The sequence below is a fragment of the Siphonobacter curvatus genome, assembly GCF_002943425.1.
GTDB lineage: Bacteria > Bacteroidota > Bacteroidia > Cytophagales > Spirosomataceae > Siphonobacter > Siphonobacter curvatus.
Genome location: NZ_PTRA01000001.1, coordinates 990,700 through 1,004,545, shown reverse-complemented (window position 1 = coordinate 1,004,545; position 13,846 = coordinate 990,700). Strand labels below are relative to the sequence as shown.

The 13,846-nt window shown below is 48.3% G+C and carries 11 protein-coding genes; 4 read left to right on the top strand and 7 right to left on the bottom strand.

The features are described from left to right. Window positions 1-201: 201 nt before the first annotated feature. Together C5O19_RS03990 and fsa are read right to left on the bottom strand one after the other, a co-directional pair. Entirely contained in the window at window positions 202-549 is a 348-nt protein-coding gene (locus C5O19_RS03990; protein WP_104710001.1) for a hypothetical protein, read from the bottom strand. Between the two features lie 143 nt (window positions 550-692). After that, the gene (gene fsa, locus C5O19_RS03985; protein WP_104710000.1) at window positions 693-1,349 is read right to left on the bottom strand and encodes a fructose-6-phosphate aldolase; all 657 of its coding nucleotides are present in this window, start codon (window positions 1,347-1,349) and stop codon (window positions 693-695) included. Window positions 1,350-1,673: 324 nt separating this feature from the next. Between fsa and C5O19_RS03980 the strand changes: the two genes are divergently transcribed. Both C5O19_RS03980 and C5O19_RS03975 read left to right on the top strand, forming a co-directional pair. Beyond that, window positions 1,674-2,762 carry an efflux RND transporter periplasmic adaptor subunit gene (locus C5O19_RS03980; RefSeq protein ID WP_165795931.1) on the top strand — a complete coding sequence of 363 codons (1,089 nt, stop codon included), beginning with the start codon at window positions 1,674-1,676 and terminating at the stop codon, window positions 2,760-2,762. 130 nt (window positions 2,763-2,892) lie between these two features. Further along, window positions 2,893-6,000: an efflux RND transporter permease subunit gene (locus C5O19_RS03975; protein ID WP_104709998.1), complete on the top strand. Its 3,108-nt coding sequence runs from the start codon at window positions 2,893-2,895 to the stop codon at window positions 5,998-6,000. 299 nt (window positions 6,001-6,299) lie between these two features. Here the strand turns inward: C5O19_RS03975 and C5O19_RS03970 are convergent, their stop codons facing one another. Both C5O19_RS03970 and C5O19_RS03965 read right to left on the bottom strand, forming a co-directional pair. After that, window positions 6,300-7,787 carry a nicotinate-nucleotide adenylyltransferase gene (locus C5O19_RS03970; RefSeq protein ID WP_104709997.1) on the bottom strand — a complete coding sequence of 496 codons (1,488 nt, stop codon included), beginning with the start codon at window positions 7,785-7,787 and terminating at the stop codon, window positions 6,300-6,302. A 189-nt stretch (window positions 7,788-7,976) separates the two neighbouring features. Further along, complete coding sequence (locus tag C5O19_RS03965; RefSeq protein WP_104709996.1) at window positions 7,977-8,432, bottom strand: type I restriction enzyme HsdR N-terminal domain-containing protein; 456 nt, start codon at window positions 8,430-8,432, stop codon at window positions 7,977-7,979. A gap of 120 nt (window positions 8,433-8,552) precedes the next feature. On the opposite strand from C5O19_RS03965, the gene C5O19_RS03960 reads away from it, so the two are divergent. Continuing rightward, on the top strand, window positions 8,553-9,326 hold the full coding sequence (locus C5O19_RS03960) for an AMP nucleosidase (protein ID WP_104709995.1): 774 nt from the start codon (window positions 8,553-8,555) through the stop codon (window positions 9,324-9,326). A gap of 84 nt (window positions 9,327-9,410) precedes the next feature. On the opposite strand, the gene C5O19_RS03955 is transcribed toward C5O19_RS03960, so the two are convergent. The 3 genes from C5O19_RS03955 to C5O19_RS03945 form a co-directional block, all read right to left on the bottom strand. Further along, the gene (locus tag C5O19_RS03955) at window positions 9,411-10,736 is read right to left on the bottom strand and encodes a tetratricopeptide repeat protein (protein WP_104709994.1); all 1,326 of its coding nucleotides are present in this window, start codon (window positions 10,734-10,736) and stop codon (window positions 9,411-9,413) included. A 171-nt stretch (window positions 10,737-10,907) separates the two neighbouring features. Beyond that, a complete protein-coding gene (locus tag C5O19_RS03950; protein ID WP_104709993.1) occupies window positions 10,908-11,801 on the bottom strand; it encodes a 1,4-dihydroxy-2-naphthoate polyprenyltransferase in 894 nt (297 codons plus the stop codon). A 157-nt stretch (window positions 11,802-11,958) separates the two neighbouring features. Continuing rightward, window positions 11,959-12,510, bottom strand: a complete 552-nt coding sequence (locus C5O19_RS03945; protein ID WP_104713869.1) for a glutathione peroxidase — start codon at window positions 12,508-12,510, stop codon at window positions 11,959-11,961. A gap of 210 nt (window positions 12,511-12,720) precedes the next feature. On the opposite strand from C5O19_RS03945, the gene C5O19_RS03940 reads away from it, so the two are divergent. Beyond that, window positions 12,721-13,620, top strand: a complete 900-nt coding sequence (locus C5O19_RS03940) for an RluA family pseudouridine synthase (protein ID WP_104709992.1) — start codon at window positions 12,721-12,723, stop codon at window positions 13,618-13,620. Window positions 13,621-13,846: the final 226 nt, after the last annotated feature.

Sequence of the window (13,846 nt, the reverse complement as noted above, 5' to 3'; positions counted from 1 at the left end):
GTACTATGCAATACAAGCTACTATGAATTGCACAATAATCGGATGAACGGTAAAAAAGAGGGGATCAACTGGAGAAAGCGAGGGGATAACTAATGGATGCAGGAGCCCCGGGTGACGTTGCATGCCTTATCAAATATTTCGAAAAAAGAAAAGTCCGGTAGTCGTTCTAGCGACTACCGGACTCGGATCGTATCGGAATGATTATTCTTCTTTACGGGGGGCTTTTTCTTTTTCTACGGAGATATTCAACTGCGTGGGGTCATCCATCACCTTACCCACATCCCGAATGAAGCGAATCACTTTACCAAATCCACTTCTGGGTTTCTCCCGGGGTGGCACTTCTTCTTCTACTTCAATTCGCAGCTTAGTGGGATTGTCAATGACCTTACCCGCGTTTTTGATAAACGTTACTACCTTGGAAAGCCCTCCTTCGGGCTCTTCCTGTAGAATTGATTCGGAAGATTTTTTACGCTCAGGCGCCTTGTTTTGACCATACGAGGTCAATCCAAAACCAAACACAAAAAGAATAAGAAGTATGCGTTTCAACATGAGCGGGTACTTTCGAAAATACAAACTTAAAATTCAGTTCCTACAAATACGTCACCATTCATCACTTTTAGCAACTTTTATTTTAATATTTTACAAAAAAAGCCTGTTCTAAACAGGCTTTTTTTGTAAAAACAAATAATCTTTTATTCGGTGAAGGTAGCGGCATCAGCTAAAAACTTCTTCAATCCACTATCCGTTAAAGGGTGATTGAGTAAAGAGGTGATGACGGATAGCGGGCAGGTAGCTACGTCAGCTCCAATCTCAGCACACTTCAAAATATGTACCGGATGACGAATCGAGGCCGCCAATACCTGCGTCAGAAAACCGTAGTTTTCGTAGATGGATACGATGGATTCAATCAGCTCGATTCCGTCCATCGAAATGTCATCCAACCGACCCACGAAGGGAGAAACGTAGGTCGCTCCTGCTTTGGCCGCTAGTAGAGCCTGCCCCGCCGAAAACACCAGTGTACAGTTCGTTTTGATTTCTTTATCAGCAAAATATTTGATTGCTTTTACGCCATCCCGAATCATGGGTACTTTAACCACGATTTTCTCGTCGATTTCAGCCAGCTCCTCTCCTTCCCGAATAATTCCCTTGAAATCCGTACTGATTACCTCAGCACTTACGTCCCCGTCTACAATATCACAAATGCTCTTGTAGTGCTTAAAAATGTTGTTTTTACCCTTGATTCCCACCTTGGCCATTAGCGAAGGATTGGTCGTTACGCCATCCAGTACGCCTAACTCGTGGGCTTCCCGAATTTCATCGAGATTGGCCGTATCAATGAAAAATTTCATACGCTACTCTTGGTTATACAGTTTAAAAAGAGGTCCGTTTACTACATTGATCCTAGGTACTCATTTCTTTAAGAGAGGATTCAGGTAAAGGAAGTCCCTCTCTCTTTCTGGATAAATGAGTAAAAAATTACGTCGCAAAACTACGGGAGTTTTTCATACTCCTCCCCTGCTTGGTCTTTGGATTTTGGAAAACCGGAACTCCCTCTCCGACTTCCCCCATCAATACGCCTAAAAATCTGTTATTTTCGTACAATATTTAATAGTTAACCTCCCATTCTTCTTCCGACTTCTTTCCGAAGCTGGATGTATTTGTTTACAAACCTTATGAAATCATCAAGCCTTGTTCGCTGGTTACTCGTGGTTGTCATTGTAGGCGGCATTGGGTATCTGGTTTATGGCAAATTGAATCGTACTGAAAAGAAAAAAGCCGGAAATGAGCGTGCAGGAGGAGGAGGCGGTGGTCCAGCCCGGCCACTTTCGGTGGATGGATACGTAGTTAGTACTGAAAAATTAAGTAACAGTATTGAAACGACGGGTACGCTACAGAGCAATGAAGAGCTTTCGCTACAATCGGAAATCAACGCCCGGGTCGTGAAAATCTACTTCAAAGAAGGCCAGCCCGTACCCAAAGGAGCTCTATTGATTAAACTCTTCGATGCCGATCTTTCTGCTCAGGTACTGAAAGTAAAAACCCAGCGAAAACTGGCTCAGAAATCGCTTGAACGTCTGCAGTACCTGCTCGAACGCGAAGGCGTCAGTAAGCAGGAAGTGGACGTGGCTCAATCCCAGGTTGAAGCCTACGACGCGGATCTGGCCGTAGCTAATGCTCAATTACAACGTACGGAAATCCGGGCTCCCTTTGCGGGCAAGATTGGTCTGCGGTACGTGAGTGAAGGAGCCATCGTTTCGCCCACCACGGTCATCGCCAGTTTTCAGCAAACCAACCCGTTGAAAGTTGATTTCTCGATTCCCGAAAAATATTCGGATGTCGTCCACATTGGCGACGGCGTTCGATTTAATGTAGCGAGCGAGCGTACGGAATTTCAGGGAAAGGTTTACGCCATCGAACCTAAAATCGACCTGACCACCCGTACTATCAAACTGCGGGCACTGGTACCTAATGCCAACAATCAGCTCCGTCCCGGTCAGTTTGCCAAAGTGAACCTCCAGCTCGGCGAAACGCCCGAAGCCTTACTGGTACCCTCACAGGCAATTATACCGGGTACCAAAGATAAACAGGTGGTGGTTTCCCGCGGGGGCAGAGCTTCGTTTGTAACCGTAGAAACCGGTACCCGAACCGATACCAAAGTACAGGTTGTCAACGGGATTCAGGCCGGAGACACGGTGGTGATCAGCGGTATTCTTCAGATTAAACCGGATGCTCCGCTGAAGATCAGAAATGTAAAAAAGTAGCAGTACGCATTCCTATCTAAACGCACGGAAGAGTGGCACACGTATTTCATAGATCTCTGTGTTTCAGCAGCCTAAACTTCTTCCCGTACTACTGATCTATTGAACTGGTTATAGTGTAAAAGATCCACGTATGAGCTTACCCTCTTTGTCCCTAAGTCGCCCCGTACTGGCCATCGTGATGAACATCATCATTGTGTTGTTCGGATACGTCGGCTTTACGTTTCTGGGCGTTCGGGATTTCCCGGCGATTGATCCGCCCATTATCAACGTGCGTACCAGTTACGCCGGGGCTAACGCCGACATTATTGAATCACAGATTACTGAACCGCTGGAAAAAGCCATCAACGGGATTGCCGGGGTACGCTCGATTTCTTCGTCCAGTAGCCAGGGAACAAGTAATATTACCGTTGAATTTAACCTGGAAGCCAACCTGGAAGCGGCCGCTAACGACGTGCGTGATAAAGTAGCCCAGGCCCAGCGGCAATTACCGAATGACCTCGATGCCCCACCCGTTGTAAATAAGGCGGACGCCAACTCGGATCCCATCATTACAATGACTGTTCAGAGTACAACGCGGAATATTCTGGAAATCAACGACTACGCTACCAACGTTTTACAGGAACGTCTACAAACCATTCCCGGCGTGAGTAGCATTCAGCTTTGGGGCGAAAAACGCTACGCTATGCGGTTGTGGCTCGACCCGGCTAAAATGGCCGCTTACAACATTACCGGCGTTGATGTACTGAATGCGTTAAGCCGGGAAAACGTCGAACTTCCCTCCGGTAAAATTGCCGGAAACGCAACGGAATTAAGTATCCGCACGTTTGGCCGATTGACTACGGAAGAAGAGTTCAACAACATTATTCTTCGCAACCAGAATAGCCAGGTGGTCCGCTTCTCAGACATTGGCGAAGCCGTACTCGGTCCGGAGAACGAAGAAACGGCCATGCGGGGTAATGGCGTTGCCATGATCGGTATGGCGATTGTACCACAGCCGGGTTCGAACTACGTAGCCATTGCCGATGATTTCTACAAGCGTCTGGAGGAAATCAAAAGGGATTTGCCCAAAGATATTCACCTGGATATTGCTCTGGACAATACGCGTTTCATCAAACGATCCATTGAAGAAGTGGAAGAGACGCTCTTAATCTCGCTGGTACTGGTCGTCATTATCATCTACCTGTTTTTCCGAGACTGGGCCATTGCCTTCCGCCCCCTGATTGATATTCCCGTATCGCTGGTGGGAGCCTTTTTCATCATGTACATTTTCGGCTTTACGATCAACATTCTGACGATGCTGGCGATTGTACTGGCCACGGGTCTGGTCGTCGATGATGGGATTGTAGTGACGGAAAACATCTTCAAGAAACTCGAAGCGGGTATGCCCCGGATGCAGGCAGCCAAGGAAGGTTCGGAAGAAATCTTTTTCGCCGTTATTTCGACTTCGGTTACGCTGGCATTCGTATTCCTGCCGATTATCTTCCTGGAAGGGTTCGTCGGTCGTTTGTTCCGGGAATTCGGGATTGTGGTAGCCGGAGCTGTATTGATTTCGGCCTTCGTATCCCTAACGCTCACGCCAGTACTGAACGTGATTATGTCGCGGAAGCAGCACAAAAATTCCTGGTTTTACGATAAAACGGAGCCTTTTTTCCAGTGGATGGATAAAGGTTATCACGACACACTAGCCAGTTTCATGAAAGTGAAATGGCTCGCCTGGGGAATCATCGCGGCTTGTTTTGGTCTGACGTACGTGCTTTTTAATACCATTCAGTCGGAGTTGGCTCCGCTGGAAGACCGTAGTCAGTTCCGTCTGTCCGTTACGGCTCCCGAAGGTACAGCTTACGATTATATGGATGATTACATGAGTCGCCTGACCCAGTTTGTAATCGATTCAGTACCCGAAAAACGAATTGTCATGAGCATTACGGCTCCCGGCTTCTCCGGAGCGGGCTCGGTCAACTCGGGTACCATTCGGATTGGTTTGAAGGAAATTAATGAACGCGAGCGAAGTCAGCAGCAGATTGTGGAGATGATCAACCGGAACACGAAGAATTTCCCCGAAGGAAAAGCTTTCGCCGTTCAGGAACAGACTATTGCAGTAAACCGTCGCGGTGGTCTACCCGTCTCCTTCGTTATTCAGCACAACGATTTTGAAAAGCTGAAAGCCATGCTACCGAAATTTATGGAGGCGGCCAACCAGCATCCTTCCTTACAAGGGGTAGATATTGACCTGAAATTCAATAAGCCCGAGTTACGCGTGGAAATCGACCGGGCCAAAGCCAGTGAGCTGGGGGTATCGGTAGCCGATATTTCCGAAACCATGCAACTCGCCTATAGTAACCGTCGCTACGGCTATTTCACGCGAAATGGCAAGCAGTATCAGGTCATGGGTGAAGTATACCGCAAGGATCGTTCACAACCCGTTGACTTACAGACCTTGTACGTTAAAAACAGTCGCGGTGAGGCCATTCAGTTGGATAACCTCGTACACATCACCGAATCCACGACGCCTCCGCAATTGTACCACTACAATCGGTACAAGTCCGCGACCATCTCGGCCGGTCTGGCTCCGGGTATGACGATTGCCGACGGGATCAAAGCCATGCAGGCAGTAGCCCAGCAACTGAAGCTGAGTGAGCAGGGGTTTGCTACGGCTTTGACGGGTGCTTCGCGGGATTTTGCTGAAAGTTCGTCGAATACATCTTTCGCTTTCTTACTGGCCCTGGTCTTGATTTACCTGATTCTGGCGGCTCAGTTCGAAAGCTTCCTCGATCCGATTATCATCATGATTACCGTACCGCTGGCCCTGGCCGGAGCTTTGCTTTCGCTCTGGCTGTTTGATCAGACGCTGAATATTTTCTCGCAGATCGGTATGATCATGCTGGTGGGTCTGGTTACGAAAAACGGTATTTTGATTGTGGAATTTGCCAACGAGCAGCGGAAAGAGGGCCTGAGTAAAGTAGAAGCCGCCATCACCGCCGCGACGATGCGTTTACGTCCGATTTTGATGACCAGCTTAGCCATGGCTCTGGGAGCCTTGCCGATTGCCTTGTCGCTGGGAGCCGCGGCCACGAGCCGTATCCCACTCGGGATTGTGATTGTTGGCGGTATCATGTTCTCTTTGATGCTGACGCTGTACGTCATTCCTGCCGTATACGCGATGATGTCCCGCCGGAAAGACGTAACCCCTACCAAGCAAAATGGCAAGGTAACGGAACCGGAAATGACGTTAGTGTAATTTATATTAAGTGGTTTAGCTTTAAGAGATGGGTTGTTCGTCCTGTTGAGACGGCTGATCTTTTAGTCCATATCGCGAAAACCTCTCCCGCCCGTGAGCAACGGAACCACCTACGATAGCCGCAACACGATGGCCCATAGCAAGCTATCGTTAGGCGTGGAGAGATACAGTCTGGAAGGCTCAAGGCTACTCCAAAGAACAAAACTTGGTCTGTTTAAAGCGACATAATTAAATGATTATAAAGAGAGAAGGCCCGGAAGTCAAACTTCCGGGCCTTCTCTCTTTGTAGTAAAACTACCTTATTGCGTGTCTTCTTTTTCCGAAGTGAAAAAGGTGTTGGCACTCTCCACGGGTTCTTCCTCTTTCGGGTACACGACGCATGGGAAACCAAACAGGCATTTATCCTTGATCATCGCCGCGACTTCGGCGGGTACGTATTGTTCCCAACCCTCTTCGGCAGCCTTGATCATCGACAATACGCGATCGGACTGAATGTGTAGGTTGAGTTTGTTGAAGCTTCGGATGTCTTCAATTTTATTATTAGAAATCAGATAACTGAATAAATCCCGGAGTTGGAAAGGTAACTGGAATTTGAAGCAGTTAGCCAGCGTGCCGTCGGGCCGTAAGGCCGGGTATACGTACAGCTTAACTTTCCGGCTAAAGAGCGTCGCAAAGGCTTCCAGAATTCCCCCCGGCAGGTTGGCGTAGTGCTGTTCGTCGAAGATGAATTCCAGGTTGGGAATACCCATAATCAGACCGATTTTCAGCTTGGTAAGCTTCGCCAGGTAGGAAATCAGCTTGTAGTATTCGGTATAGTTGGAAACCATGACCGTCAGGCCCAGTTTCCCCAGAATGTCAACCCGGTCCAGGAAGTCTTTTTCGTTGATATCGTCACCGTCCCGCAGGTTTTGCAGGGTTAGCTCCGTTAGTACGACCACCCGGTTAGGATCTACTTCGGGGTCTTCCAGAAACTGAGCTACGCCGTTCTGTAACATATCCTGATGCACCAATGCAAAGGGCCGAAACCGTCCCCGAATCACCGCAATATGCTTTTTGTACAGCGTATCGGCCGGTTGCAGGTTTTGTCCGTTCGGTCCAAATAAAGCCGCGTTGGTAAAACCATTTTTTACCAGATACAAACTCATCAACCGGTTATCGACTTTCTTGAAATCCGGTCCATTAAAGCGGATCATATCAATCTCAATCCGTTCGGTCGTCAGATCATCCATGAGCGAACGGAGTAGAATTTCGGGCATCTGGTGGTAGTAATAACACCCATAAATCAGGTTTACCCCGATGATACCCAGTGCCTGTTGCTGTAAGATCGCGTCGTTATCGAGCATCCGAACGTGAATAATCACATCATTAGGCTCCGACTGCGGCGAGAGCTGAAACCGTAAGCCAACCCAGCCGTGCGACTCGTTGGTCTTGTGATAATTCAACGCGACTACCGTATCAGCAAACGAAAAAAAGCAGGTGTCTGCTCCCCGCTTTTGATCCAATCGTTCGATCAGCAGATCGTATTCATGCCGAAGCATTTTCATGAGTCGGCTTTCTACGACATACCGGCCACTTTCTTCAAGGCCATAAATGGCGTTGGAAAAGGTCATATCGTAGGCCGACATCGTTTTGGCAATCGTACCTGAAGCACCACCGGCCTTAAAGAAATTCGCGGCGACTTCCTGTCCAGCTCCAATTTCGGCGTACGAACCATAGATTCGTTTGTCGAGGTTGATTTTAAGAGCTTTTTGCTTGGTACCTAAATATTCGTACGTTGATGATGGCATAATCAAAACCGATAGATTCCTGCGGGTATGGGGTACTCGCAAAACTCGTTGTCGTTTGTTTCAGCAACTAAGTTAGGCCCTGAGGCTTTAACCTGTCAATAATAAAAACGTATTCTTGCTAAACAGTATAGATACGTTGCCGGTCCTTTGCATGGGTATGCTTAAAGTACCATACTTTCCCGCTAAGATTCAGTCCGTATCCTTTTTACCGAACGCGGGTAAATCCGTCAGGCGACTCAACTTCCCTGCCGGATCCAGTTGAAATACGAAGTGTTCCATGCCATTACTCAGGGCTACATACGGAGCCTTGATGACGTGATTGTACCGCAGGGCCTGTTCCAGCACGGGAGTGGTGATTTTCACTTCCGGAGCTTTGCATTCTACGAGTAAAAAAGGCAGACCATCCCGGTCATACATCACCAGATCGGAACGCTTGACAGTCTTGTATACACTCAGTCCACCTTCAATTTTCAATAAACTTTTCGGGTACGCGTACGTACCGACGAGCAAGGCCACAAAATGCTGACGTACCCATTCTTCGGGCGTCAGTACCAGCCATTTTTTCCGCAATCCACAGAAAATCTGCGTCACCCCTTCCCACTCCCGAAGCTGATATTCGTAGGCGGGCAAGTTCAAGTTAACCATAATCGACTTGAATAATTTAACACATTCAGATTTTTTTAGTACTTTTGCCAAATTTTACTATTTCTTAATACCCCAATCAATCGTATGACTTATACTTGTCCGATTGACTCATTGTAGCTTATGAAAACGAAAGAAGAAATTGTCGGCAACTGGCTGCCCCGTTATACAGGAACTCCCTTAGAAGAATTTCGTCCGTATATTCTACTAACCAACTTCCACAATTACGTTGAAATGTTCGCGGAACGCTACGGCGTAGAAATTCGTGGGGTCGGCAAAGCCATGCAAACGGCTTCGGCGGGCCAAATTACTATCATCAACTTCGGTATGGGTAGCCCGGTAGCGGCGACCATCATGGATTTACTTTCGGCGATTCATCCCAAAGCCGTACTTTTCCTGGGAAAATGTGGCGGCCTTAAGAAACATACGCAATTAGGTGACTTGGTATTGCCCATTGCCGCCATTCGCGGCGAAGGTACGAGTAATGATTACATGCCCCCCGAAATTCCGGCTCTCCCCTCCTTCCGTCTGCAACGGGCCGTATCGTCCATGATCGTGAAAAATGGTATGGATTACTGGACTGGCACCGTGTATACGACGAACCGCCGGGTCTGGGAACACGACGAAAAATTCAAAGAATATCTCCGACAAACCCGTGCGATGGCTGTAGACATGGAGACGGCTACTATTTTCGCAGTAGGTTTCGTTAATCAGATTCCCCACGGAGCTTTGTTACTCGTATCCGATAATCCCATGATTCCCGAGGGCGTTAAGACGGAAGAAAGCGATAAAAAGGTAACGTCTCAGTTCGTCGAAAAGCACCTGCAAATTGGCATTGATTCGCTGGAAGAACTGGCTCAGTCGGGGGCTTCCGTGAAACACTTACGGTTTGAGTAGTCGCTCATTAAAAAGTAAAAAGTCGCAGGTAAGTCCCGAATCGCGTACGGGATCTACCTGCGACTTTCTGTTTTAACCGGTTTGCTATTTGCAGTATTGCTTGCGAGCGGGAGCGGCGGCTTTGTAGCCTAGTTCACTGGCTCGGCTTAAATCCATACATCCCTTGCTTTCATCGCCCTGGCTGTGCCGAATCAGTCCCCGCAGGTAATACGCCTCGGCGTAAGCAGCATTGAAACGGATGGCATTGGAACAATCCTGGATGGCCCCCGCCTGTTCGTTCAAAGCTGAGCGAGCCAAGGCCCGGTGAAAGTACGCTTCCGGATAAGTCGGATTCAATTCAATCGCTTTTGATAAGTCCAGAATAGCGGCTCGGGCGTCGCCCATTTTGTACTTGCTCATTCCCCGCACTTCGTACGCTTCAGCCCGTTCGTTCGAGAACTCCTGCATCCGACTGTTGTCCACGATAGCATTCCGCAGGTTATCCAGCACGTTCTTGGAAATCGCTCCTCCGTATACGGGTTTAGCTTCCAGCACATTATCTACTTCAATGGCCCGGGTCAAATCCTCGATGGCCTCTTTCGAAGCTCCGGTCCGGGTTTTGGCCAAACCCCGGCCGTAAAACGCCATGGCATTTTCCGGATCCATCGATAAGGCTTTTTCAAAATCAGCCAGAGCTCCTTTATAATCATATACCTGATACTTTCCGAAACCCCGCTGACAATACGAATCCACGTTTTCGGGATCCAGGGTAATGGCCGTATTATAGTCGGCCACGGCAGCTTTAGGGTTCGAAAGTTTGGTATAGGTAAAGGCCCGGGCCAGGTATACCTGCGGTAGTCGCGAGTTGAGCTGACTTACGTGGGTTAAATCTTTTAAGGCTGCCTGATATTCGCCCAGCCTGTTTTTGCACAAGCCGCGGGCATAATAAGCCTGAATGTTTTCCGGTTGCAGTTCAATTACGTTCGTAAAGTCCTGAATCGCTGCTTGATAGTACTCCAGCTTACTCCGAATCATCCCCCGGTTGAGGTACGCCCGGCTATCCGTCGCGTCCATTTCTACGGCTTTGTTCAGGTCAGTGAGAGCCGCCTGATAATCATTTTGCTTGTAACGACTATCACCACGAGCCAGCAAAGCGTCGTAATAATTAGCTTTCAGGGAAATGGCCCGATCATAATCCTGAATAGCTCCCGGATGATCGTCCAGCAGGGCTTTGCACAAGCCTCGATTGTAGTATGCCTGCGGGTTTTCGGGCGTCATACTGATGACCTGACTAAAATCCGCCAGGGCACCTTTGTAATCATTCGTTTTACTTTTTTGTAACCCGCGACTGAAAAACTCGTTCGGGGTTTGGGCTTGCAGCTCTGACGCCCAAAAAAGCGTAAGAAGAATAGCAAGGAAATGTCTTTTCATCAAGCAGATTTAAATGTGTACGCTATAGGTATCTTCATTAGTTAGGTAGTGCTGACTGTTTTGGTATGGGTATACAAAGGTATATTCTTCGGATGAAAAAAAGGAAGCAAACCATTTTCCAACGCCTTTTACCCAACCCCTGGTCAGCTTCCTTTCAGCAATCTTCAGGCATTAAAGCAACTGCCCGATTCCGAAGAGAATGACAAACAAAAGCGTAGAAAGCGACATTCGTTTCAGATACGGATCAATTTCTTCGGGTCGTTGTCCTTTCTGTACGCCACTGGCTATTTTCCAGAATAGCGGAAGTGTGAGCAAAAACAAATAACTGCTCCAGTTGGGATGCTCCAGAATGACGTATGCCGCCGCACACACCAACCCTGTACTCAGCAACAGCCAGTGATAGATTTTCGCTCGAGCGGCTCCCAGTCGTACAGGAACCGAATTTTTCCCGTTCCGACGATCGTTATCCAGGTCCCGGATATTATTAATATTCAGTACCCCTACGGCAAATACGCCGCAACTGGTAGCAGGTAGCAGAATGCTCCAGTCGAGCGAACGGGTATGCAGGTAATACGTACCCAGCACACCTACCCAACCAAAAAACATCAGTACCGACAAATCACCCAGACCGGCATACCCGTACGGTCGTTTTCCAACCGTGTACGTAATGGCCGCAATGATGCAGAGAATGCCAAGGCCCAGAAAGTACCAGAACTCCTGGCCCGTGCCGCCTTCGAGGGCTACGTACAGCAGCCACAGACCCGACGCCAGCGTCAATACCGAAAAAGAAAGAATGGCCGTACGCATCTGTTCTCTGGTGATGGCACCGGTTTGTACGGCCCGCGTAGCCACTTTTCGCTCATCATTATCGAGACCTGAGACGCTGTCTCCGTAGTCGTTAGCAAAATTGGAAAGTACCTGCAACAGAACGGTCGTCAGGATGGCCAGACCAAAAACGGACCAGCGAAAACCACCCTGAGCGGCGGCCAGAAAACTGCCCATCAGGATACAGGAAAGGGACAGAGGCAGGGTACGGGGGCGGGCTGCCGAAATCCAGGAACGCATATGCTTGCGGAGTTTAATAAAAGTGTCTCGGTATGGACGCTCTGTTGGTGTTCAGGAAACAAAGGGGATACAAAAGTAAGCGTTCACTGGACTTGCCCAAAATGCGTGCTGCCAGCAAAAGAGCTGGCAGCGGCAGAAAGTTCGTTTGAAGCAAGGATTACTTGATCGCTTCAAGAAACTCCGGACTATCGGGTTTCACTTTAGAAGCAAAAAAGTGCGTCAGTTCGCCTTTTTCGTTGATAACGTATTTGCAGAAATTCCAGGTCGGCACTTTATCGTTCCAGCCGTTCAGATCTTTCGTGGACAACCATTTGTACAGCGGAGCCTGTTCTGCCCCTTTCGTGGCTACTTTGGAGAACATGGGGAACGTTACGCCATAATTTTTCTGGCAGAAAGCTCCAATTTCCTCTTCAGAACCGGGTTCCTGTCCACCGAAATCATTGGAAGGGAAACCGAGTACTTCTACTTTGCCTTTGTTGGCTTCGTAGAATTTTTCCCAATCGGCGTACTGCGGCGTGAAACCACATTTGGAAGCTGTATTGAGAATGATCACTTTCTTGCCTTTGTATTTAGACAAGTCTACTTCTTTGCCATCCAGTGACTTCACCTTGAAATCATACAGGGTTTGTTTAGCCGGCACCGTGTTTTCCGGACGGGTTACTGCCTCGTTTTTGTCGGCAAATAAGCCCGTTAGTAAGGTTCCTAACATAAGCATGAGCTTTACCATGATCAACTGCGATAAGGAGTTTGATTAGTTCGACTAGTAAACGAAAAGTTTATCCATAAGGTTGCCTCACTGCCCAAATCGGCGAGTCAGTCAATTCTGTGCAATATACAAGAAGTTCAGTGCTTCCCTGCTGAAAGGCAGGCGGTTCTTTCTTCTTACCTTTGTTGCTCGTTTTTTTGAGAATACGAATTCATGCAGAAGAAAAATCCATACGAAAAGAAAGAAGATACCCGCTTTGCTGTTGCTGAGCCGGCAGAACTGATGACGTTTCTACTGAAACAGTTTCCTTCCAAGAATCGCAATAACATCAAGTCCCTCTTGCGGGACAAGCAGGTACTGGTAGATGGGAAAGTTACGTTTCAGTACAACTACGTTTTACAGAAGGGTCAGGAAGTAAAAATCCGCTGGGCAAAAGCTCCCGAAGAACGAAAGTACGACGGTCTGAAGATCGTTTTCGAAGACGAACACCTGATTGTCATCGAGAAAGAAGCCGGTTTACTTTCCATGGCGACGGAGAAGGAAAAACGCCGCACGGCCTACCACTTGCTGAGCGAGCACGTAAAAGCCCAGAAGCCCGGCAATAAGATTTTCATCATTCACCGCCTGGACCGTGAAACCTCGGGCCTGATGATGTTTGCCAAGAGCGAAGCCGTTCAGAAAAAAGTACAGGAATCCTGGCAGTCTACCACGAAAGAACGAATTTATCTGGCTCTGGTGGCGGGAGTACTGCGTCAGCCAGCGGGTGTCATTAATACCAATCTGGTGGAAAGTGAAAAGTCCATGATGGTGTACGTGACCCAAAATCCGGAACGCGGCCAAACTGCCGTAACCCACTACGAGACCCTGCAGAAAAACGCTCGTTTCTCTCTGTTGAAAGTACAACTGGAAACGGGTCGCAAGAACCAGATTCGTGTACACCTCCAGAGCATCGGTCACCCAATCGTTGGCGACAAAAAGTACGAGTCAAGACACGATCCGATCAATCGACTGGGCCTACACGCCTGGGTACTGGCCTTTCAGCATCCGGTTACAGGCGAACAGCTTCGTTTTGAAACGGCCATTCCGCGGAAGTTTCTGGAGGTGGTGAAATAGGAATTTTGACAATCGTCGGAACTGTATCACCAGTGGCCTCTCTGTTCGGTCAAGCCTAACCCCGAAGGGGCTTAAGGTGCATAGCCCCGTAATGCGGGGAACTCGGTACAGCCCGGTAGGCTCAGGCTACTAATTAAAAAGTCCGTAGCGGATGCTACGGACAACTTGTCTCCCGGAGAGGTCGCTTTGAAAGCTTTTTTCTAAATTAGTACAAATAAAAAACCGG

What these genes read in the sequence shown, in the direction of transcription:
- C5O19_RS03970 (WP_104709997.1), bottom strand. Translation starts at nt 7,787, where the DNA reads ATGCCATCATCAACGTACGAATATTTAGGTACCAAGCAAAAAGCTCTT.
- C5O19_RS03950 (WP_104709993.1), bottom strand. Translation starts at nt 11,801, where the DNA reads ATGCGTTCCTGGATTTCGGCAGCCCGCCCCCGTACCCTGCCTCTGTCC.
- C5O19_RS03975 (WP_104709998.1), top strand. Translation starts at nt 2,893, where the DNA reads ATGAGCTTACCCTCTTTGTCCCTAAGTCGCCCCGTACTGGCCATCGTG.
- C5O19_RS03960 (WP_104709995.1), top strand. Translation starts at nt 8,553, where the DNA reads ATGAAAACGAAAGAAGAAATTGTCGGCAACTGGCTGCCCCGTTATACA.
- C5O19_RS03980 (WP_165795931.1), top strand. Translation starts at nt 1,674, where the DNA reads ATGAAATCATCAAGCCTTGTTCGCTGGTTACTCGTGGTTGTCATTGTA.
- C5O19_RS03990 (WP_104710001.1), bottom strand. Translation starts at nt 549, where the DNA reads ATGTTGAAACGCATACTTCTTATTCTTTTTGTGTTTGGTTTTGGATTG.
- fsa (WP_104710000.1), bottom strand. Translation starts at nt 1,349, where the DNA reads ATGAAATTTTTCATTGATACGGCCAATCTCGATGAAATTCGGGAAGCC.
- C5O19_RS03965 (WP_104709996.1), bottom strand. Translation starts at nt 8,432, where the DNA reads ATGGTTAACTTGAACTTGCCCGCCTACGAATATCAGCTTCGGGAGTGG.
- C5O19_RS03955 (WP_104709994.1), bottom strand. Translation starts at nt 10,736, where the DNA reads ATGAAAAGACATTTCCTTGCTATTCTTCTTACGCTTTTTTGGGCGTCA.
- C5O19_RS03945 (WP_104713869.1), bottom strand. Translation starts at nt 12,510, where the DNA reads ATGTTAGGAACCTTACTAACGGGCTTATTTGCCGACAAAAACGAGGCA.
- C5O19_RS03940 (WP_104709992.1), top strand. Translation starts at nt 12,721, where the DNA reads ATGCAGAAGAAAAATCCATACGAAAAGAAAGAAGATACCCGCTTTGCT.